This window comes from Bacillus songklensis, assembly GCF_042649685.1.
In the GTDB taxonomy this organism is placed as follows: Bacteria; Bacillota; Bacilli; order Bacillales; family Bacillaceae_H; genus Bacillus_BA; species Bacillus_BA songklensis.
In genome coordinates, this window is the sequence record NZ_JBHRZT010000070.1 from 1 (window position 1) to 23,019 (window position 23,019).

Annotated in this window: 17 protein-coding genes; 4 read left to right on the forward strand and 13 right to left on the reverse strand. The window is 40.5% G+C overall.

Translation table 11 applies throughout. The features are described 5' to 3' along the window. Positions 1–461: 461 nt before the first annotated feature. Positions 462–1,352, reverse strand: coding sequence for a nucleotidyltransferase-like protein (locus ACFOU2_RS18205; protein WP_377917646.1), 891 nt, complete (start codon positions 1,350–1,352; stop codon positions 462–464). A 179-nt stretch (positions 1,353–1,531) separates the two neighbouring features. On the opposite strand from ACFOU2_RS18205, the gene ACFOU2_RS18210 reads away from it, so the two are divergent. Then, positions 1,532–1,891 carry a YgzB family protein gene (locus ACFOU2_RS18210; protein WP_377917648.1) on the forward strand — a complete coding sequence of 120 codons (360 nt, stop codon included), beginning with the start codon at positions 1,532–1,534 and terminating at the stop codon, positions 1,889–1,891. Positions 1,892–1,918: 27 nt separating this feature from the next. Here ACFOU2_RS18210 and perR read toward each other — a convergent pair whose 3' ends face one another. From perR to ACFOU2_RS18235, 5 genes are all read right to left on the reverse strand, one after another. Next, complete coding sequence (gene perR, locus ACFOU2_RS18215) at positions 1,919–2,365, reverse strand: peroxide-responsive transcriptional repressor PerR (RefSeq protein ID WP_377917650.1); 447 nt, start codon at positions 2,363–2,365, stop codon at positions 1,919–1,921. Between the two features lie 336 nt (positions 2,366–2,701). Then, the gene (gene bcp, locus ACFOU2_RS18220) at positions 2,702–3,169 is read right to left on the reverse strand and encodes a thioredoxin-dependent thiol peroxidase (protein WP_377917652.1); all 468 of its coding nucleotides are present in this window, start codon (positions 3,167–3,169) and stop codon (positions 2,702–2,704) included. 103 nt (positions 3,170–3,272) lie between these two features. Further along, a complete protein-coding gene (locus ACFOU2_RS18225) occupies positions 3,273–4,058 on the reverse strand; it encodes an ABC transporter permease (protein WP_377917654.1) in 786 nt (261 codons plus the stop codon). Between the two features lie 3 nt (positions 4,059–4,061). Continuing rightward, positions 4,062–4,853, reverse strand: coding sequence for an ABC transporter permease (locus ACFOU2_RS18230; protein ID WP_377917656.1), 792 nt, complete (start codon positions 4,851–4,853; stop codon positions 4,062–4,064). After that, a complete protein-coding gene (locus ACFOU2_RS18235) occupies positions 4,846–5,859 on the reverse strand; it encodes an ABC transporter ATP-binding protein (protein ID WP_377917658.1) in 1,014 nt (337 codons plus the stop codon). Before ACFOU2_RS18235 ends, ACFOU2_RS18230 begins: the two co-directional genes overlap by 8 nt. Before the next feature lie 335 nt (positions 5,860–6,194). Here ACFOU2_RS18235 and ACFOU2_RS18240 point away from each other — a divergent pair, with 335 nt between their 5' ends. From ACFOU2_RS18240 to ACFOU2_RS18250, 3 genes are all read left to right on the forward strand, one after another. Further along, on the forward strand, positions 6,195–7,490 hold the full coding sequence (locus ACFOU2_RS18240; RefSeq protein ID WP_377917660.1) for a glutamate-1-semialdehyde 2,1-aminomutase: 1,296 nt from the start codon (positions 6,195–6,197) through the stop codon (positions 7,488–7,490). Positions 7,491–7,797: 307 nt separating this feature from the next. Beyond that, on the forward strand, positions 7,798–12,267 hold the full coding sequence (locus tag ACFOU2_RS18245; RefSeq protein ID WP_377917662.1) for a glutamate synthase-related protein: 4,470 nt from the start codon (positions 7,798–7,800) through the stop codon (positions 12,265–12,267). Positions 12,268–12,446: 179 nt separating this feature from the next. Then, complete coding sequence (locus ACFOU2_RS18250) at positions 12,447–13,535, forward strand: FUSC family protein (protein ID WP_377917664.1); 1,089 nt, start codon at positions 12,447–12,449, stop codon at positions 13,533–13,535. A gap of 109 nt (positions 13,536–13,644) precedes the next feature. Here the strand turns inward: ACFOU2_RS18250 and ACFOU2_RS18255 are convergent, their stop codons facing one another. The 7 genes from ACFOU2_RS18255 to ACFOU2_RS18285 all read right to left on the reverse strand — a co-directional run bounded on the left by ACFOU2_RS18255 (position 13,645) and on the right by ACFOU2_RS18285 (position 22,979). After that, entirely contained in the window at positions 13,645–14,541 is an 897-nt protein-coding gene (locus tag ACFOU2_RS18255; RefSeq protein ID WP_377917666.1) for an S-layer homology domain-containing protein, read from the reverse strand. 209 nt (positions 14,542–14,750) lie between these two features. Next, positions 14,751–15,650, reverse strand: a complete 900-nt coding sequence (nikC, locus tag ACFOU2_RS18260; RefSeq protein ID WP_377917668.1) for a nickel transporter permease — start codon at positions 15,648–15,650, stop codon at positions 14,751–14,753. A gap of 11 nt (positions 15,651–15,661) precedes the next feature. Then, entirely contained in the window at positions 15,662–16,666 is a 1,005-nt protein-coding gene (locus ACFOU2_RS18265) for an ABC transporter permease (RefSeq protein WP_377917670.1), read from the reverse strand. Positions 16,667–17,073: 407 nt separating this feature from the next. Next, the gene (locus tag ACFOU2_RS18270; protein WP_377917672.1) at positions 17,074–18,672 is read right to left on the reverse strand and encodes an ABC transporter substrate-binding protein; all 1,599 of its coding nucleotides are present in this window, start codon (positions 18,670–18,672) and stop codon (positions 17,074–17,076) included. Positions 18,673–18,737: 65 nt separating this feature from the next. Then, positions 18,738–19,706 carry an ABC transporter ATP-binding protein gene (locus tag ACFOU2_RS18275; protein WP_377917674.1) on the reverse strand — a complete coding sequence of 323 codons (969 nt, stop codon included), beginning with the start codon at positions 19,704–19,706 and terminating at the stop codon, positions 18,738–18,740. Beyond that, a complete protein-coding gene (locus tag ACFOU2_RS18280) occupies positions 19,681–20,697 on the reverse strand; it encodes an ABC transporter ATP-binding protein (protein ID WP_377917676.1) in 1,017 nt (338 codons plus the stop codon). The genes ACFOU2_RS18275 and ACFOU2_RS18280 overlap by 26 nt, the downstream gene beginning before the upstream one ends. Positions 20,698–21,227: 530 nt before the next feature. Beyond that, the gene (locus ACFOU2_RS18285; RefSeq protein ID WP_377917838.1) at positions 21,228–22,979 is read right to left on the reverse strand and encodes an ABC transporter ATP-binding protein; all 1,752 of its coding nucleotides are present in this window, start codon (positions 22,977–22,979) and stop codon (positions 21,228–21,230) included. Positions 22,980–23,019 lie beyond the last annotated feature (40 nt).

A 23,019-nucleotide genomic window follows, 5' to 3' on the forward strand; every position in this document is an offset into this window, starting at 1 on the left:
GACGTTGTCACAGGACGTGACGTTCTTAGTCGATGTTCCTTACTCTAATAAAAAGAATTAACGTTGACGTTTGTTCGTTTGTTCAGTTTTCAAAGTTCATTGCCGCTCGAAGCGACTTTTTAATCTTATCATTTTCATTTTCTTTCGTCAACACTTTTTTTCATTTCCTTTTTGAAGTGTTAACTGTGCGTTTCGTTTTCGCCTCAGCGACAAGTAATAATTTATCACAGAAAAAATATAACGTCAACATTTTTTAAGAAATTATTTTTGGGCTATACTTTATTTAACGTACAACTGATAACTCAGCGATTACTATAACCACAAAAGATATGCAGCGGCAATTGATCATTTATATAACCCCTCATTAACCATTGCATAATTTTAATAACATTATATAAAAAAGTAAATAACCTTAACCATGTATTTGTTAAAATCATGGAAAGGTTATTACTCTTTATTTCTTATTTATCTCCGGTTGCTGAATCACCCTTGACATAATAGTATCGGTGATAAAGCCCCTTGCCCTTTGTTTCAACTTTATGTACCGAAACAATTTCTTTTTCAACCAAAAACTCGAGCAGCAATCCTAGATCGATTGCATATGACTTTATCTCAGGATGGTTCATGATATCAGCAAAAGTCCAGGGCTCTGACTTTGTAGCTAACAAGCTCAACAAGTGTTTAGAACCACTCCTTTTTCGTTCCGTAATTAAGAATTCAATGGCTAAAAATAGAAGCTCTACCCTCTTTTCAAGACTTTCCCGTCCCACTACAAGCTCCTCATATAACTTATAAATTTGAGGCTCTATTTTCTTAATTTGGCTCCACACTGTAATCTCCGGATGGAAACCATGTTCAAGTACGGATAGGCGAGCTAAATGGTGTAAGGCGTGAACCATATGGTTAAAGGCATCTAAATAATGATTGGACTCATAAAAATCTTTTCCTTCCATAAAGCGCCGGATCAACTTGGCAAACTCGATCCCCATTTTCCGTACTCGATCTTGATAAGGGAAAGTTTCTAATCGTTTTTTTAAAGATTCTATATACTCATTGCGGTCAAACAAAAGCTTGCCGTTAAAAATCCAATTAACAATACGGCGATTCGTTCCATTTAAAATCCAGTCATACACCAGCGATTCCGTCACCACACATAAACCTGCCGTATCGTTTTTATACTCGTAATGTTTGATAAACAAAGGTTGTGCAGCATCTTTTACGATTACTAATATGACAGCGTCCAAATTATCCGTAACCGGTGATTCTGACTTCTTTTTTTCAATCAATATAATTCCTAGCGTATCCTCGTTGCTGGCACGTTCCTGGTAAATAGGGCGCAGTATATCTTCCATATCTGATTTCCTCCACAACTGGTTTCACATTAAGTATATTTACTCCGTTTACTCTACTTCTACATTTAAGAATGCAATACCTTTTTGTTTTTGACACTTCTCCTTATATACAGATTTAATAAAAAATTCAAAAATTGTAAGCGGATTATGTTATAGTTATAACTTAGGAGGGGCATAACATGTCGTTAAAATATTCAAATAAAATCAATAAAATCCGCACTTTCGCTCTCAGCCTTATTTTCGTCGGCTTTATCGTTATGTATATTGGTATTTTCTTCAGAACAACCATGTGGTTAATGACATTGTTCATGTTGCTCGGCCTGCTTTCCATAATCGCCAGCACCGTTGTTTATTTTTGGATCGGGATGCTGTCCACAAAAGCCATCCAGGTTATTTGCCCTACATGCGGCAAACCAACGAAATTATTAGGAAGAGTCGATATGTGTATGCATTGTCGGGAACCTTTAACACTTGATCCTTCTCTCGAAGGTAAAGAATTTGATGAGAAATACAATCAAAAAAGACAAAAAGAAAGCTGATAGCCTAATCGCATGCTATCAGCTTTTCTAATGCTGCTCTTTCTTTTTACATTCCGGGCACGTCCCGTAAATCTCCATACGATGATGGCTAATCTCAAATCCTGTAATGTGAGCAGCTAACGCTTCTACTTCATCTAATCCTGGATAGTGAAAATCAACGATTTTACCGCATTTTTCACAAATGACATGGTAGTGATGCGTTGTGACATAATCGAATCGGCTTGAGGAATCTCCATACGTTAACTCTTTTACGATTCCCACTTCTCGAAAAACACGCAAATTATTATACACAGTCGCAACACTCATATTTGGAAACTTTCCTTCCAAAGCTTTATAAATATCATCTGCCGTCGGATGTGACATAGAGTTAATTAAATACTCTAAAATCGCATGACGCTGCGGCGTAATTCGAACTCCAGTGCTTTTTAATGCTTCAAGCGCCTCTTTCAATTCTTCTTGAGTAGTCACCGTCATGCACCTCTTTTCTATAAAGAAATATCATTTATCATCTAAACCAATTATTATTTTATAATGTTTATAAATAGTCTACATGGAAATTCACACTTTTGTCAACTTTCCTATCTTTACTATAGTATGTATTTTTCCTTTATTTTTTCGTTCTTTTTAAAAATATCTTTTCAAATAACAATATTCACCTTTCACATAACTGAACAAAAAACAAGTGCGGATAATTCCGCACTTACCATGTGCTAACATCTGAGGAGGTATGCCCTACACTTACATTGTACGTATGGAAGCTAAAAGAGGTTCTAGACGAACAACCATTTTCTGGAATAGTCAGCGCAAAACCTAACCTTGTTCTTTAATGAACGCCAAAGCGTCTTCCACGTGACCTTTCACTTTTACTTTTCGCCACTCTTTTATCAACATACCTTCTTTATCAATCACAAAGGTAGAGCGCTCAATCCCCATATATTCCTTCCCAAAATTCTTTTTAAGTTTCCAGACTCCGTATCGTTCTGCTACTTCATGCTTTTCATCCACTAACAATAAAAACGGTAAGCCATGCTTTTCTACAAACTTTTGGTGTTTTTCAGCAGGATCCGGGCTAACTCCAAGGATTATTGCTTCCAGTTCTGCAAACTGATCATGGAAGTCCCGGAAATCACATGCTTCCGTTGTGCATCCCGGTGTCATATCTTTTGGATAAAAATACAAAACAACATATTTTCCTTTAAAGTCCGATAATTTAACTTTTTCCCCTGTGTTCGCTATTAGCTCAAAGGCTGGTGCTGGCTGACCCACTGCAATTGTCATTTCTATTCCTCCTATAACTGATAGTAAATGTCTAATTAAGCGTACCGAAACATGAATTCAAACACAACCGGCAGAAAAAAACAGATAGTCCGAGCTACCTGCCTTAGTTACCAGCTCCGCGGTATCTTCTTACTCCTGTATTCCAAAGGAAAAGCGACAGCAGAAAAAACAATGCCCCCACTACCGGAGTTAAAAAGGCATATCCGTACCATTCAGTTCTTTTCAAAAAATAAGCAGACGGGTAAACACCTACAAACGCAAAAGGCAAAATCCATGTTAGTACGTAACGAATCACACGATTATAAATATCAACGGGATAACGTCCATAGTTCCCAATGTTATACATCGTCGGCATAATAGATGTACGGGCATCCGACCAAAAACCGATGCTGGCAATGGATACAAAAATCCCCGCATACACTAGCGCGCCCCCTACAACAAATAAAATAAAGATAAAGGGATCATACCAATGAAAACTTAATTGCAGTTTAGAGGCGGCATAAGCCATGACCACTATTCCAGTAATAGCTCCAAACAGCGATTCCAATTCCATCCGCTCTAATATCACTTGGAACAAACTGTGTATCGGACGAGTTAAGATCCGATCCATTTCCCCCTTTACGATATAGCGTTCATTAAAATCCCAAATGTTAAAGAAAGCAGCAAATAAAGCAAAAGGTACTAAAAAGAAACCGTAAATGAAAATAATTTCTTCTCTGGACCAGCCATTCAAAAATTGCGTGTGTCCGAATACTACTAAAATAAAAATGAGATTAACTCCTTGAGACAACAAATCCGTCATGACTTCAACCAGCATATCAGCCCGGTACTGCAGACGTGTCTTCATATATTGGGCAATGTATTGAACAAGCATCGATAAATAAAACACTTCTTACCCTCCTTGAATAACCATCTGTCTTTTTGCTACATTCCATAAGAATCGAATTGGAATGATTAAGATGATGGACCATACACATTGGAACATCAATGCTTCTATTATTTCGGTCCCTTTAAACCCCTCTGTAAAAATCATACTTGGAATATAACTGATGGCTTGGAAAGGGAAAAATTTCATAAATTCCTGCGCCCAAAGAGGATAAAAGCTAATCGGCAGTAAAAGACCTGAAAATAAATCTATGATCACACGTTTGGCCCGGATGAGTCCGTCATTGTTAAACAAAAAGAAAGTAGTAATACCCGTTAATAAGTTGATTTGGGTGTTAATAATGAAACTTAAAACGATGGATAAACTAAAATAAAGCCATACCGATACATTCGCTGAAAAGTCAACCGGAAACAGAAGGGATACAATGACCATGCCAGGCAAAGAGAAGAACACTAAACGAAAGACTCCTTCCCCTAATCCCTGCATGGTTTTCATCCCCAAATAACTATAAGGCCGAATTAATTCGACAGCTACCTTCCCTTCCTTGATTTCCATCGCGATTTCACGATCAATATTATTAAAGTAAAAAGCGCGTGCCATCCATGAAACAGCTACGTATGTTGTCATCTGCACAATGGACAGCCCTTGTATATTTTCTTTCCCGCCATAAATAGCCGACCAGAGAAAATAGTAAGCACCAATGTTGATACTATAGATCAAAATACCGCTGTAATAATTGGTGCGATATGCCAGCATCATCAAAAAACGAACACGGATCATTTCTAAATACTTAGCCATTAACAGCACCTTCTTCATAGATGTTGCGAATAATTTCCTCTGTTGATACTTCATTGATGGTGATATCTCTGATTTGATACTGGCCTACAATGCGTCCAATCAAATCGGACATTACTTCTTGCTGATTTTTAATATGGGCTATCCAAATATTACTTCTTTCCCCCATAAACCATGTAACAGGTAAGTCGCTTACAATCAATTCGAGCTGCTGCTTTGCAGGAGGTGATGAAAACTCAAATGCGACTTGTTTTCCTTCTCCCCATGTAGAACGAAGATTTTGGAGAGAACCGTCATAAATGATATTCCCTTCATCCAGCATCACAACTCGCTCGCAAAGCGCTTCAATATCCGAAAGATCATGCGTAGTTAATAAAATGGTAGTGTTATATTTTTCATTAATTTCTTTTAAAAACTGACGGATTTTCAGTTTTACCAATACATCCAATCCAATCGTGGGCTCATCTAAAAACAACAATGGAGGATTGTGAATAAGCGCAGCGGCCAGTTCACATCTCATTCGTTGACCGAGTGACAGTTTACGAACCGGTTTATCTAACAGCGGTTCAATATCCAATATTTGAATGACATGATTCATATGCTCGTTATATTGCTCATCTGATACTTTGTATACTTTTTTCAACAGACGAAATGATTCTTGAACGGCGATATCCCACCATAACTGGGAACGCTGTCCGAATACAACCCCGATGGTTTGGGCAAACTTCTCCCTCTCTTTATGAGGGTTCATCCCATTCACTATTACTTTTCCGGATGTGGGAGTCAAAATGCCTGTTAGCATTTTAATGGTCGTTGATTTTCCCGCCCCATTTTCTCCAATATATCCAACCATTTCTCCTTGCTTGACAGTAAAGGAAATATCGTTTACTGCAGGGAGAATCTTATAGTTTCGAGTAAAGAGGTCGCGAAAAGCTCCCTTTAAACCGGATCGACTCGAATGGGATTTAAATTCTTTCCGAAGATTTTCTACTTCTATTGCATTTTTCATTTTATTCCCCCCCATGATTTGTAACCATAAGCACTAGTTTATACAATCTGTCATGGCTTTCACAAATACTATGCACAAACTAGATTAATCCACATAAATAATGGGACATGGATAAAAACATTCGCGCCCCATTATTTACGCATAGGCAAGGTCTTTAAGGCCCATTAAATCGGAATAAAAAATAAATGCGGGGATTTTTTAAGATGATAGAAATTCTGCTAGAATGAAAGAGTGAAATAACGCTGCCTGCATTTTTGCGATGAGCAAAAAAACTCAAGCTGAAAAAATGCAGCAGAAAATGTTTCGAAAGCATGTATCATTTAGGAGGATCTAAAATGAATTTTACAAAATCCGAGCAACTACATAGTGAAGCGCTTGAACATATAGTCGGAGGTGTCAACAGTCCTTCTCGTTCTTATAAGGCAGTCGGCGGCGGTGCTCCCGTTGTAATGGAAAGAGCGAAAGGTGCCTATTTTTGGGATGTGGACGGCAATAAATATATCGACTATTTAGCAGCCTATGGTCCAATTATTACCGGGCATGCCCATCCCCATATCACAAAAGCAATTCAACAAGCAGCGGAAAACGGTGTTTTATACGGAACTCCTCATCCGCACGAAGTGAAATTTGCTAAAATGCTAAAAGAAGCTATGCCAGCTATGGATAAAGTGCGTTTTGTGAACTCAGGTACGGAAGCAGTAATGACCACGATTCGTGTAGCACGTGCGTATACAGGCCGCGATAAAATCATCAAATTTGCCGGTTGTTACCACGGCCACTCTGATTTAGTCCTGGTAGCAGCAGGTTCTGGCCCTTCTACTCTTGGGACACCTGATTCCGCGGGCGTACCAAAAAGTATTGCTCAAGAAGTGATTACTGTTCCATTCAATGACATCCGCCCCTTTAAAGAAGCGCTTGAAAAATGGGGAGATCAAGTAGCAGCAGTGCTTGTTGAACCAATAGTAGGCAACTTTGGAATCGTGGAACCAGAACCGGGCTTTTTAAAACAAGTGAATGAGTTAACTCACGCAGCCGGTGCTCTTGTCATTTATGACGAAGTTATTACGGCTTTCCGCTTTATGTATGGCGGAGCTCAAGATTTGTTGGGTGTAAAGCCGGATTTAACCGCACTAGGAAAGATTATCGGCGGAGGTCTTCCAATCGGCGCTTATGGAGGCCGACAAGAGATCATGGAAAAAGTGGCGCCGCTCGGTCCAGCTTATCAGGCAGGAACGATGGCCGGTAATCCCGCTTCTATTCTGGCCGGGATTGCTTGTTTGGAAGTATTGCAGCAAGAAGGTGTTTATGAACATCTGGATCGCTTAGGCGCTATGTTGGAAGAAGGTATTTTGCAACATGCCAAAACATACAACGTATCTATTACGGTCAACCGTCTCAAGGGTGCCTTAACGGTTTATTTTACCACTGAAACCGTCAAAAATTACGAGCAGGCAGAAAACACAGACGGAGAAATGTTTGCGAAGTTTTTCAAGCTTATGCTTCACCAAGGCATAAACCTGGCTCCATCAAAATATGAAGCATGGTTCTTAACAACAGAGCATACAGAAGAAGATATTAAAGTAACATTGAATGCTGTAGAACATGCGTTTAAGCAATTAAAAACCGAATAAATATGCAATCTTTATTCTATAACGGGAGAGAGCCGTTCTCCCGTTTAGTTTTCCAAAATAACGAAAACGTTTACAACCATCTCGTCAACACACAATTTCTACGAAAAAATCACTTTTCTCCTCTTGGATATCCCGTCCAATCCCATGAATAATCAATTGAAACATTTTGCCTTTCATGGTAAGATAATACTTATAAATTCTGAAAAATTAAAACATTTAGTCTAAATTAAACATTTTATTAATAAAGAATTTTAATGGAGGTGAACGGCAGAAAAAATGTACGAAATGTACATTTGAGGCCGAAGAGATGCAAACAAGATGGACCCCTGGTTTATTTAAAGATTATCGTCTTCATGAACATGATGCATGCGGCATCGTCTCGGTGATGGAGAAAACAAAAAAACCGACAAAAGCGAATATCGATATGTGTATAGACGCTTTAACAACTATGAATCACCGCGCGGGATTCGTTAACGAAGAAGGCGACGGGATTGGCATCCATATCGATCTTCCCAAAGCTTTATGGAAAGAAAAACTGTCGCAATCCGGTCAAGATGCTAGTTTAGTAAAGGATGATTCTTTCATTGTGGGCCATGTTTTCATTTCCAAACAAGCCAATGTGAGCGATATTAAGAGACGAACCGCTTCCCTTTTCGCCCAGCACTCCTTAACAATTGTGTACGAAGCAGATAATGTAGTAAACGCAAGCGTTTTAGGACCGCTAGCCCGGAACGAAGAGCCTTACTTCTGGCAATTTGCCTTAACGGCATCAGACACGGAACACCTATCTAAAACATTATTCGAGTTGACCATTGAAATCGAGCAAGATGAACAGGTACATGTAGCTTCTTTAAGCAATTCTTATGTTGTCTATAAAGTGATGGGGGCCGGAAATACGCTCCGTCACTTTTATAAAGATTTGCAAAACCCGCTTATCGCTTCGACAATGACATTAGGCCATAATCGTTATTCAACAAACACGCTAACAACTTTCTTCCGGGTGCAGCCATTTAGTTTGTTGGGTCATAATGGCGAAATCAATACGGTAGCCAAATTACGAGATGAAGCAAGAATGATGGATGTCCCTCTTACAAAAGGTGGAAGTGATTCGCAAGATTTAGATCGAATCATCCAAACATTGATTGCCCGTCATGGCTATTCTTTATTCGAAGCGGTGGACATCCTCTTTCCGCCTATTATTAACGAAATGAAATCCTATCCTTCTCACTTGCAAAACTTGTACACTTATATTCGCGAAGGCTGGGGGCATTTTGCACAAGGACCGGCAGGCATTATTTCCAGATATGAAGATGAAGCGGTATTTAGTGTAGACGCTTTAGGATTACGTCCTCTATGGAAGCTCGAAACTGATACTTCCTACCTTTTCTCGTCTGAACCGGGGATTATTCCAAACAGTGAGTATGTAGCAGAACCAAAGCCTTTAGCACCAGGCGAAAAGATCGGGCTGAAATGGAACAGTGATGGAATTATGGACGTCTATCAATATCCTGCATTTCAAGAAGAGGTGTACAAGCGCTTTACAAGACGGGTCTCTTTGTCAAATGAGGCAGAACGCTTAACACCACCTAAATACGAGAAGCATATTTTAGTTGCTCATCCTGCCAAAGTATCAAATGGACAATATGCAGCGTTCGGCTGGGACCGGGAGCATATTCAATTGCTTGAACAAATGGCAGAAAAAGGGGCGGAACCGATTCGTTCCCTTGGACATGATGCTCCTCTTGCAGCTATTGATTCTTCTCGTAAAAACTTAGCTGATTTTATCAAAGAAAGTGTTGCGGTGGTAACAAATCCCGCGATCGACCGCGATCGTGAAACAGAGCATTTTTCAACAAGAACTATTATCGGCAAACGCCCTTCTCTAACAAAGAACGAGGAAAAAAGCTATGTCGTGGAGCTGGCTTCTCCATTATTGATTGAAGGACAGTTGGGCTATAAATGTTCAGAATCGCTAGAGCAACCTTCCTATGACCAGCTTGTAAATGCCTATGAAACAAAAGGTCTCGTTTATTATGTATCTGCTACCTTCAGCGAAAAGGAAACATTAAAAAGCGCATTAAATCGCCTGGCAGATGAAGCTATCCAAGCGGTTCAAAACGGAAAAACCCTTTTAATTATCGATGATACGAAAGCTCATCAAGATGGGTTGTTGTGGATTGATCCCCATTTGATTACGTCAGCTATCGATCAAGCACTTGTACAGCAGCAGCTTCGCCGTGACTGTACGTTGCTGCTCAGATCCGGTGCCATTCGATCGCTGCATGATGTGATTGTCGCTTACGGTTTAGGTGCGAACGTCATTAGTCCTTACCTGTTATTTGCAACAGTCAGCGAAGAAGCAACTCAACCTATCGTAAACCTGTATCAAGCTTTAGTTAAAGGTTTAGAGAAAGTTATTTCTACCATCGGGATTCATGAACTGCGAGGCTACGGGCGATTATTCTCCTCCATCGGCTTGCATGAAGAAATTGCCGCTGTCTTAAACGTTGTCAACTTCTTCGGTTCCCATCATTTAAGCTATGATTTTGATGCTTTAAAAGAGGATGCCCTTGCACGCGCACAGGATTTTGAAGACGAAAAAGCCAGACCAGGGAAAACATTCCATCTATTCCCTCGCATCTGGAAGGCAATTGGTGAAGTAGCCCAAACAGGATCTTACGATTCTTACCGTGAAAAGCTAACCGATCTAGAAGAAAATAATCCTACAACGATTCGCCACTTAACAAACTTAGTGACGGCAAACAAAACGCTTTCATCAGAAAAAGCAGATATAAGTGTAGGAGACCACAGTTTGCCGTTTGTCATTGCCTCCATGTCTTTTGGCTCACAAAACGAGATTGCCTTCCGCGCTTATGCTGAAGCAGCCGATCGCCTAAACATGGTGAGTCTAAATGGTGAAGGCGGCGAAATTAAGGATATGCTCGGTAAATATCGGCGTACCCGCGGGCAGCAAGTGGCTTCTGGACGTTTTGGTGTAAATGCGGAACTCTTAAACTCTTCTAATCTTTTAGAGATTAAAATTGGCCAGGGAGCGAAGCCTGGTGAAGGGGGGCACTTGCCAGCTTCAAAGGTAACGGCAAAGATTGCTGAAGCTCGTAATGCAACCGTCGGATCAGACTTAATTTCACCGTCCAATAACCATGACATCTATTCGATTGAGGACTTGGCACAAATGGTTGCTGAGCTCAAAACAGCCAATGACCAAGCAAGAGTAGCTGTTAAAGTACCTGTTGTCCCAAACATTGGAACCATCGCTGTAGGAATTGCAAAAGCTGGCGCGGATATTATTACGTTGAGTGGATTTGACGGCGGTACAGGGGCCGCACGTATCCATGCCCTCCAATATGTTGGACTGCCGGTTGAAATCGGCGTTAAAGCTGCTCATAACGCTTTACTGGAAGCAGGGCTGCGTCACCAAGTAGAAATTTGGGCTGATGGCGGTGTTAAAAGTGCTCTGGATGTCATGAAATTGATGCTGTTAGGTGCGAACCGTATCGGGTTTGGTACATTGTCCATGATTGCAATCGGCTGTACGACCTGTCGCGGTTGCCATTTAGATACATGTCATGTTGGTATCGCGACACAGATTGAGTCAGAAGCACAGGCAAAAGAACATGGTTTACGCCGTTTTGTACCTCGTCAATTAGATGATGCGGTACAAGGATTGATGAACCTATTTACAGCGTTCGGTGATGAGTTAAAACGCTTAACGGCGAATCTGGGGTTCAATCGCTTGCAAGACATTGTCGGCCGATCCGACTTACTTACTCAGGCCCGTGGTCAGGATTGGATGGATTTAACTCACTTATTAAAGACAGTTGATATCCATCCTTTTGCACAGCAAGAAGTAGCAGCAAGCAGTGAACGCCCAAAACTAAGTGCTGCAGTAGGCGCAGAATATCTAGATTTCGACGTGGAAGATTTGGCGAAATCTCGTGAATACGAAGCGGTAACATCCGAACAGCGCATTCTCGGAAGCCGCGTATCTTGCCATCGTGTTCGAAATCGTTTGGACGGCTCCTACCTTAAACTGCCGGCAGTTAAACTTCAATATAAAGAAGGATCGATTCCCGGAAACGGTCTAGGTGCTTATAATAGTTCCGGCATCCGTATTGAAGTAAGCGGCGGTGCGCAAGACGGAACAGGAAAAACATCATTAGGCGGCAGTATTTTTGTCCTTAAGTCAAAAGGAAAAGACGGTAAATACTATAACGGATCAGTCGGTAAAGGATTCGGTTATGGAGCACAAAAAGGCTTACTTGCTGTGCAAGGAAATGCCGATGCAAGGGCCGGTATCCGCCTATCTGGTGCCGATATGATTATCGGCGGGAAAGTTACGACGCCTATTCCTCAAGAAGAACATGGTAATCTTGGGGTAAATGCCAACATTAAAGGATTTGCTTTTGAATACATGACAAACGGCCGAGGCCTTGTCTTAGGTGATCCAGGTCCATGGATTTGCGCCGGTATGACTGGCGGTGTTATTTACTTAAGACACCAGCCGGAAATGGGGTTAACCAAAGAAGCATTACAGCGACGTATCGCTAAAGGTGCAAAAGTTAGTATCACGCCGCTAAGCGAAAAAGGAATCTCTGATGTAACAGAGCTTTTGACGATTTATCGAGATGCGTTAACCGAACAAGGACAAACAGAAGAAGCAAAAGAAATGGATACATTGCTGCAACAGCCGGCTCAGCACTTCCTGCAAATCATTCCAGCGAAAGAGCAAGCTGACCCTTCTGTTTCAACTGAATAACCCTTACCTTCCAATTGGAAAAAAATAATCGAAAAATCCCGCGATTTAGCGGGATTTTTCTTTTTTCTTCTCTTGATATCAAGCTATAAACCTTGTATATTATGTTATTGTTTACTTTAAATCAAAAAGGATAATAATTAATTAAAGATCATTTTAGAAGAAAGGAACTTTGAATTCACATGAAACTTGGTGCCCGCATTTTGAAAACGGGAATTGCCATCACTCTTTCTATTTTGTTGGCAAATATTTTGCAGCTGCCCTCTCCGGTGTTTGCGGCGATCGCTGCTGTCTTTGCCATGCAGCCATCTATTTATCGCTCTTACCTTACCGTTTTAGAGCAAGTGCAAGCCAATATAATTGGAGCGGTTTTAGCTATTGTCTTCGTTTTAATCTTCGGAAACAATCCTTTTATTATCGGATTAACAGCAGTCATTGTCATTGCGATTAACTTAAAGTTAAGAATTGAAAACACTATTGGTCTAGCCCTTGTCACCGTTATTGCCATCATGGAAAGCACGAGTGATCAATTTGTTATTTTTGCTATCATTCGCTTTTTAACCATAATGCTTGGAGTCCTTTCAGCTTTCATCGTGAACCTTGTTTTTATTCCTCCGAAGTATGAAACAAAGCTGTACTATAAAATCGTAGATACAACGGAGGAAATCATTAAATGGATTCGTATAAACATCCGTCAAGCCTCTGATTACACTCTTCTGAAAGAAGACATCGAACGAATTAAGGAAAAGATGAACAAGATGGAGTTGTTTTTTACTTTTTATAAAGAAGAACGAATATATAGGAAAAAGAGAGTTTTTGTTAAATCCCGAAAACTTGTTCTTTTTCGTCAAATGATTGTTACAACCACAAGAGCGCTGGAGACATTAAAGCTTTTACATCGTCTTGAACACGACATGCATCATATGCCTAAGACATTTCAACACCTTATTAAGTCAGAAGTTGAATGTTTATTAACGTATCATGAGCAATTGATGTTAAAGTTTGTAGGAAAAATCAAGACACAATTCTCAGAAACGATGGCTAACGAAGCATGCACCAGCAAGCGAGCACTCATCAATAATTTCATGAAGTACAAGCTATTCGAGGATGAAGAAGAAAACAAAATGGTTTATCATCTCTTCCCTCTTGTCTCGGCCACCATCGAATACAGTGAACAATTAGAGCACCTGGATAAACTGATTGACAGCTTTCATCATTACCATAAAGAAGATAATGCATTCGACATCCAAGAAAAACAAGAGAGCGAATAAAGTAAAATTCTTATCAGCGATTACGGCAGAACAATGAAAAACCACCGTTCTTCTTTCGACGGAAATTGAAAGGAGACGGTGGTTTTTATTTAATAGTCCAAAAACGCCTTTACTCCATTACATGGAGTGCACGATCGACAAAGGTAGCAAACTGAGTTCTTGTTACAAAATTGTTAGGGCGGAAGGTTCCATCTGGATAGCCAGTGGTCACATTCGCAGCTGACAGCACATCAATAAAGCTTTTTAAAGAAGAGTTTGGAGATACGTCTTTGAACGCCTCATTTGTAAGAAGAGAAGTCACTTTTGCACCTGCATACGGCTTAATTACTTCAATCCACTCCCCCATTGAGCGGTTGTTTTCAATAGACAGTTTCGATTGATCCGACGTCCTTAATGTATGTTGAATAATGGGATGTGAACTTGATTGTGTAAGCTTGGTGTTTTTTACAACTACGTCATTAACGAATGCAGATTGAAAAACCTCCGTTAAGTTATCCCACTCCCAAATCCACGTTTTTGTATCATAAATAAGGGGTGTTAAATCCATTTGTCCTTCTTTTGGAAACTTTGTCACCTCGTTGCGGGCTGTTCCATAAATAAACAAAGCACCGCCGCCATTTCGAATATACTCCTTCACCGTGTAGCGCTGTTCCTTTGACATTAAGACGGTATGGGCAAAGACAAGGGCATCGTACCGCCTTAATGTTGAAGCGTTTTTCAAGTCTTGATCAGACACCTTTTCTACTTGAAAGCCTTGCTCTGCCAGCAGTGCATACAATTTTTGCTCTTTTTCAATTATTGGTGACCATGGATCTTTTGGAGCAACTTTCTGGTTGTTATAGGTTCCTCCCGGCCTTGAAATTAGAGAATATTTTTCACTGGATTCGGAAAACACAACACCGATTTTTCCTGGACTTTCCGCAAAAACGATGTCACTTTTCCAAAAAACGGCCCCAACCGTAAAAACAACCAGCGTAACAGCTAGTATAATTACTCTTTTGGCCATGGAAGATCCACCCTTCTTTTCCACCTTTTCTCACCATTTATTATATTTCTTATTTACCTCTTAATATAGTAATTTTTTGAAGTTCCCCCCAAATAAAAAACGGACCTTTTCTTAAAGGTCCTTCTGGATAAAGCTGCTTTAGAATGATGCGTAAAGAATTCAGCATGGGCGTTTTTTACCCGTGTTAATTCTTTATATGAATTTATATACTAATTTTTCATTCGGGGGTCTAAGGCATCACGCAAGCCGTCCCCCATTAAGTTAAATCCTAATACTACCAGCATAATCGCTAAACCTGGAAAGATCATGGTCCAAGGAGCTTGTACTAAAAATTGCTTCGAATCGGCCAGCATCTTTCCCCACTCCGGATTAGGCGGTTGGGCTCCCAGCCCCAGGAAACCAAGTGCGGCAGCTTCAATGATTGCTGCAGCAATAGCAAGTGTCCCTTGCACGATGATAGGGGTCATGCTGTTGGGTAAAATGTGCGAAAATAAGATCCTTGCATCACTCATACCAATGGCTTTTGCCGCCATAATATATTCTTCTTGTTTCACACTTAATACTTTTGACCGGATCAAACGGCCAAAGTTTGGGATGTTGATAATGGCGATGGCAATCAAAGCGTTTTGCAAAGACGGCCCTAACACCGCAACTACCCCAATGGCTAAAAGAATGCTTGGAAACGCGAGCATAATATCAAAAATACGCGAGATAATGGCGTCTACCCATTTACCATAATAGCCGGCTACAATCCCTAAAAATGTACCGACCACGACAGATCCCAATACGGAGAAAAAGCCGACCCACAAGGAAATTCTTGCTCCATAGATTACACGCGATAAAATATCACGACCAAAGTCATCCGTACCAAACCAGTGCTCACTGGAAGGCGGCTGTAATCGTCGGGATAAATCTTGCTCATTAATCCCTTGAGGAGCAATAACCGGCGCAAACACAGCCAATAAAATAAAGAACAGGGCTATGAAAGCTCCAACGAGCGCTAATTTATTTTTACGAAACCCTCTCCACGCTTCTTTCCATGGCGAAACAGCTGCCCCTTGCTGGACAGTCGGGTTTAACGATACATCATTTCTTGCTAATTCTGCCATGAACGTTCCTCCTAATTATATTTAATTCGCGGATCTATTGCTGCGTATAAGATATCGACAACTAAGTTAATTAAGACGAAAATGACCGCAATGACAAGAATGCCTGACTGAATAACGGGATAATCACGGAAGCCGATTGCTTCATAGATGTAACGGCCGATTCCAGGCCAGCTGAAAATAGTTTCCGTTAAAATAGCACCGCCAAGCAATAACCCTAACTGCAAACCAATGATCGTAATAATTGGAATAACTGCATTTTTCAAAGAATGTTTGTATACAACCCAAAACATTCCCAAACCTTTTGCTCTTGCTGTACGAACATAATCAGAACGCATGACTTCTAACATGCTGGAACGTGTAATACGGGCAATAATGGCCATTGGAATGGTCGCCAACGCAAAGCTCGGCAAGACAAGATGTTGTAAAACTTGTACAAATTGATCGGTACGTCCTTGAAGGAGCGTATCAATAAGATAGAGATTCGTAATCGGATCAATTGGATTACGCACATCTTCTCTTCCCGAAGTCGGAAGTATCTCTAATTGGATAGCAAATGTCCACTGTTCCATCAGTCCCAGCCAGAAAATTGGCATGGAAACACCGATTAATGCTAATAGCATGGCAGCATAATCAAACCATGAATTTTGGAACCAAGCGCTGATAATGCCTGCATTTACTCCGATTACAACTGCAATTAACAATGCGACTACCGCCAGCTCAATCGTTGCGGCTAAATACGGAAGCATTTCTTCACTAATCGGAGCTTTTGTCCGTAATGAGTCTCCCAAATCTCCCGTTAATAACCCGCCAAGATATTTGAAATATTGAGTATACCAAGGCTGGTCCAATCCAAGTTCCTTTGTCAGTGCTTCAATGGCATCTTTCGTTGCAAGCTGCCCTAAAATGACTTGGGCCGGGTTACCCGGAATAGCACGAATCATAAAAAACACAACAAGTGATAAGCCTAGTAAAACCGGTATTAACATTAAAATTCTCCGTACTATATAAGAAAACATATCATCACTTCTTTCATGATATATTAAGAAAAGCGGAGCAAGCTCGTTCACATCCATAGGGCATTGGAACTTCTGAGAAGGAGTCGCTCTTTGACTCCGCAGGAAGAAGTGAAATGACCGTAGGATGTAGCTTGCGCAGCTAGACAATTTCAACGTGCAATTTATACTTCCTTATTCATTAAAAAAGAGGCTGACTCAAAAGGCCGCTCCTCCACGTTATAAAAATTTTTTATCAAATGAATCGTCAGAGGAACCCTGGATTTCACTAGATTCTCCATGACGATTCATTTGATGGGTGTCCCAAAACCACATATTTTGGGGTTTTGGGACACCCCCCATCATAATCTCTGCATACTTTGCATGAGGCATTCCACAGCCTTCGTTTAGGCTGTAACACGACTTACCGATTATTGAAACTCAACTGTTCCTAATTCATCAGAGCCAGTTGGATGTGCTTTAAAGCCAGTGATGTTAGCTTTTCCTGCTAACGCTGGTTTTGAGTGCACAAGAGGTACCCAAGGGGCGTCATCTTTAATAATTTCTTGTGCTTTTTTGTATAATTCGTTTCGTTTCTTAGTATCTACTTCAGTTTGAGCTTGAATGAACAATTTATGAACCTCTTCATTTTGGTAATAAGAGTAGTTGTTGCTGCCGATTGAATCTTTGTCTAGTAATACGTACAAGAAGTTATCAGCATCACCGTTGTCGCCGGTCCATCCAAGCAAGAAAGAATCGGCTTCGCCAGCACGGGCTTTGTCTAAATATGTTGCCCACTCATATGTGACGATTTTGGCTTTTACACCGATTTTCGCAAAGTTGGCTTGAAGGGCTTCCGCTACCTTTTGGCCATCTGGCATGTACGGACGCGGCACAGGCATCGCCCATAGTTCCATTTCAAATCCATCCGGATAGCCTGCTTCTGCTAATAATTGTTTTGCCTTTTCTAAATCAAATGGATAATCTTGAATGGCATCATTGTAACCTTCTACTACTTCCGGCATCGGGTTGATCGCTGGAGTGGCTTCACCAGCAAAGAATGCATCAATTAATGCTTTTTTATCAACCGCATAGTTTAACGCTTGGCGAACTTTTTTATCCTTTAATGGACCTCTTGTCGATGTTAAACCTAAGTATGCTACGTTTAAAGACGGACGGAAGAAAGTTTGTAAGTTAGAATCGCTTTCGATTCCAGGGACATCACTGAAATTCACGCCGTCAATTAAATCAACTTCGCCTGTTTTTAATGCATTTAGACGAGCTGAATTTTCAGGAATTACTTTAAAGATAACTTGATTTAATTTTGGAAGACCATCTATCCAATAGTTTTCATTTTTGACGATTGTAATACGATCATTTCGTTTCCACTCTTTAAATTTGAATGCCCCTGTACCTACAGGATTTTCATTGTATTTGTCGCCATACTTCTCGATGGCAGCCGGTGATGAAATCGCAAACGGTGACATCGCTAAATTTTTGAAGAATGGAGCTAATGGACGACTTAATTTAAATTCTACTGTAGTTGGATCCACCGCTTTTACTTCCTGGATCACATCGCCAAATTGAGAGTTATAGTAGTAGAATTGCTCTTTGTTACCTGCTTTCCAGCGATTAAAGTTAAATACAACCGCTTCTGCATTGAAGTCTGTACCGTCATGGAATTTAACGCCTTCTTGTAATTTAAGCGTATACGTCAAACCATCCTTTGAAACAGACCATTCTTTTGCAAGCCCCGGATGTAATTCAGTATCTTGTTCACCGAACTCAATTAACGTATTGAATAAGTTTTTCGTTACTTTAAAAGACTCCCCGTCTGTTGCAGTAGCAGGGTCTAGAGATACTGTATCTCCGCCGCGGCCAAATACAAGAGTATCTTGTTTACTGCCGCTTTCTTGCTTTCCGCCTTCCTTGGATCCGCTTCCTGTTGACTCTGACTTACTGCATCCAACAAGCGCCACGGAAAGTGTAAGTACAACAATCAGTACTAAAGCATACCATTTCCTCTTCATTTAAAATCCCCCTTCTTATGTTATATATCTATCATTAATGTTATCTATCATCCTTACTGTTTGTTTCATTCGTAAAGATGGCAGGCAACAAAATGATTTGGTTCAATCTCTTTTAATACGGGACGATTTGTTTTACATATATCCATACATTTACCGCAGCGTGTATGAAAAGGGCAGCCTACCGGTGGATTCGACGGGCTCGGCAAATCGCCTTGAAGCACGATTTGCTGGCGTTTAAATTCCGGATCCGGAACAGGTACGGCTGATAACAATGCTTCGGTGTAGGGATGAAGCGGCTTCTCGTAAATTCTTTCGCTCTCGGCCAGTTCTACCATTTGCCCTAGATACATCACTCCAACGCGATCACTGATATGTCGAACAACGCCTAAATCGTGAGAGATAAAAATATACGTTAATTGAAACTCTTTTTGTAAGTCTTCCAGCAAGTTCAAAACCTGGGATTGGATCGACACATCGAGAGCCGAAACAGGTTCATCGGCAATAATCAGCTTTGGTTTTGTCATCAGCGCTCTTGCAATACCGATACGCTGTCTTTGTCCTCCGCTGAACTGATGGGGATAGCGGCTTGCATGATAGCTGCTCAAACCGACCACTTCCAGTATCTCCCTAACCTTTTTCCGTCTCTCTTCCTTATTGCCTATTCCATGAACAATAAGGGGTTCTTCTAATATTTTTTCGATGGTATGGCGCGGATTGAGAGAAGCGAATGGATCTTGAAATACCATTTGCATTTCCCGTCTCAACTTACGCATTTCACTATTGGATAAACTCGTAATCTCTTTTTCTTCAAAAATGACCTGTCCATCAGTAGGCTCAATCAACCGGAGCAGCAATCGTCCCGTCGTTGACTTCCCGCAGCCGCTCTCTCCTACAATTCCGAGCGTTTCACCCTTTTTCACGTCGAAACTTAGGCCGTCCACGGCTTTAACGGTTCCTATTTCCTTACCAAAAAGGCCGCCCTTGATGGAAAAATGTTTCTTCAACCCTTTAACTTGTAGTAACGATTCCATCATTTTGTCCAACCCCCTCTTCTGCATATAGGAAACAACGCACACGATGCCCCGGTTCATCTACTTCATAAAGAAGGGGATCTTCTTGATAACATCGATCGCTTACATAGTCACAGCGACCAGCAAAACGACAGCCTTTCTTAATTGATCCAGGTTTTGGTACATTACCCGGAATGGAATATAAGCGGTCCTTTTTGTAACGCTTGTCCGGTACAGATTGGATTAGCCCTTTTGTATACGGATGCTTCGGATTTTTAAAAATCATTTGTACATCTGCCTCTTCGACAACCTTACCGGCATACATGACACTCACTCGGTCACATACTTCCGCTACCACACCTAAATCATGCGTAATAAGCATAATCGCCGTATTTAATTTTTCATTGAGTTCTTTCATAAGTTGTAAGATTTGCGCTTGAATGGTCACATCCAATGCGGTCGTTGGTTCATCGGCAATTAATAACTTTGGGTCGCAAAGCAGGGCCATCGCAATCATGACACGTTGGCGCATCCCGCCTGACAGTTGATGCGGATATTCTCGAAATAACTCTTCCGGCCTTGGAAGACCCACCAGCCTTAACATGTTAATGACATGGCCCTTCGCTTTCTTTTTATCCCACTTTCTATGTATTCGGATTGCTTCTGTCAATTGGTTGCCGATTGTAAACAAAGGATTGAGTGAGGTCATTGGTTCTTGGAAGATCATCGCAATATCATTTCCTCTTATTTCGCGCATTCTTTTCTCGGATGCCCGGGCTAAGTCTTCACCATTAAAGTAAATATGACCAGAAGTGATTTTCCCTGGAGGAGATGGAATGAGCTTCATGATGGAAAGGGAGGTCACACTTTTTCCACAGCCGGATTCTCCAACAATCCCTAAAATCTCCCCTTCGTTTATGTGAAAATCAACATGATCAACTGCTGGTATTTCGCCTTCCTCTGTGAAAAACGATGTTTTTAATCCTACTACATCGAGCACTTTCTTTCTTGTCACGTTCTCACATCCCACAGTTGCTTATTTTTTAAATAATTAGAATATTTTTCATTTTTAGAGTATACATTCTATCCTAAAAAAGTTAAAGGGAATTTGTGCGGAATTCCCTATTTTTCCATCGACAAAAACCGACATACTTTTTCAAAAGGGTGTAAATCCTTTATACAGAAAGGGTTTACATTCATCTCTACACTTTTTTTGAAACGCTTACATTTTTCCTTATAGAAAAAAATACCCTTGATATTTATGACCTTATCATCATTACTAACTGGTAAAATTTATCTTATAAGTATAATGTCTTCCCCTAGTTGTCTCTATGTAAAAGAAAAAGAACAGTATCATAAAAAAGTTTTGCCATAAATTTTTAACTAGAGAAAAAACTCTAGTCAAGAATTATATTGATTTTAACAATTTTGGGCTCATTCGTATGAAACAACCCTTTCATTTCCTTGATAGGACCGAACATCCATATTACATTTTACGCTCATTATAAAAAAGCCGGCTGCCCTAAATTCAGGGCAGCCGGTTTTTTAGTCTGTATCCAGTTGTTGTACATTGAATAATTGATAATAATTCCCTTTTTTCTCCATTAATTCTTCATGCGTACCTGTTTCGACAATGTTTCCATGCTCTAATAATACAATACGATCTACATGGGTAATGGTTGATAGCCTATGGGCTACAATAAAGGTAGTACGATCTTTCGCCAGTTCTTCAAGAGCCTCTTGTATCAAGTGTTCACTCTCTAAATCCAGTGCCGAAGTTGCTTCATCAAAAATAAAGATCGGAGGATTTTTTAAAAACACTCTTGCAATAGCAATACGCTGTTTCTGTCCACCAGATAACTTCACTCCCCGCTCCCCTACTTTTGTATTGTACCCTTCAGGCAGGTTTAAGATAAAATCATGTGCATTGGCTGCTTTTGCTGCCTGAATCACTTCTTCTTCTGTTGCATCTGGCTTTCCCATCAAAATATTCTCTTTCACTGATTCACTAAATAAAACAGCATCCTGCAGCACTATTCCAATTTTATCGCGTAAACTTCGCACCTTATAATCGCGAATGTCCCGGTCGTCAATTAAAATTCTTCCTTCTGTCACATCGTAAAAACGGGGAATCAAGCTGATTAAGGTCGATTTGCCTCCGCCGCTCATCCCAACAAGCGCCACAGATTGTCCTGATTGTACATGAAGATTGATGTCGTTCAACACGAATGTTTCTTCATCTTCATATGCAAAAGAAACATGATCCAATATAACCTCGCCTTTTACACCCCTGCACTCCATCGCGTCAGGGCTATCGACAATATCATACTTCTCGTCAATAAACTCAAATACCCGATCCATCGACGCAAAAGATTGTGTAAGGGTAGTTGAAGAGTTCACCAACCGGCGAAGCGGATTGTACAAGCGGTCAATATAGCCTACAAATGCAATCATCGTTCCTACTGTCAAATCCCCCTGAATCACTTGCAAGGCCGCATAGCCAATAACTAGGAGAGGAGCAACATCCGTAACGGTGTTCACGACAGCGAACGTTTTTGCATTCCAGCTCGTGTGTTCAAGAGCTTTTTCTAAAAAATTAAGGTTTTGCTTATTAAACTGCTCTTGTTCATGATCTTCAATGGCGAAGCTTTTAATGACCGATATCCCCTGCACCCTTTCATGCAAATGACCTTGTACTTCAGCTAATGCTTGTGATCGCACACGAGTCAGATGCCGCAAACGGCTGTAAAAATATTTAACGGAAAATGCATAGATAGGAAATAAGATGATCGATACAATAGTTAAAGTTATATCCATTGTGAACATGATGGCAATCGCGATCAAAATGGTCAGCGTATCGAGCCATACGTTCATTAACCCTGTAATGACAAACGTTTTTGTTTGCTCTACGTCATTGATGATCCTGGAGATGATCTCTCCCGCCCTTGTATTCGAATAATAGCGTAAGCTTAACTTTTGGAGGTGGTCAAACAGCCTATCACGAATGTCATAAAGAACTTTACTTCCAACCCACTGGGCATAATATTGACGATAGTATTCAATAGGAGGTCTTAATATGACGAAAACAACAAGCATAACAGCCATAATGGTGATTAATTCTTTTGTTTTTGCCGCAGAAGAAAGCCCATTTTGATTAATGATGTCATCTACTATGTATTTTAATAAGAGAGGGATTAACAGCGGAATCCCGAATTTAATAATTCCAATCAAAACTGTCCCGATAATTTGCCATCTGTACGGTTTTACGAAATGCATGTAACGTCTTATGGTGCTCAGAAATATTCCCCCTTACAATAAACACCTAAAAAACCTGTTG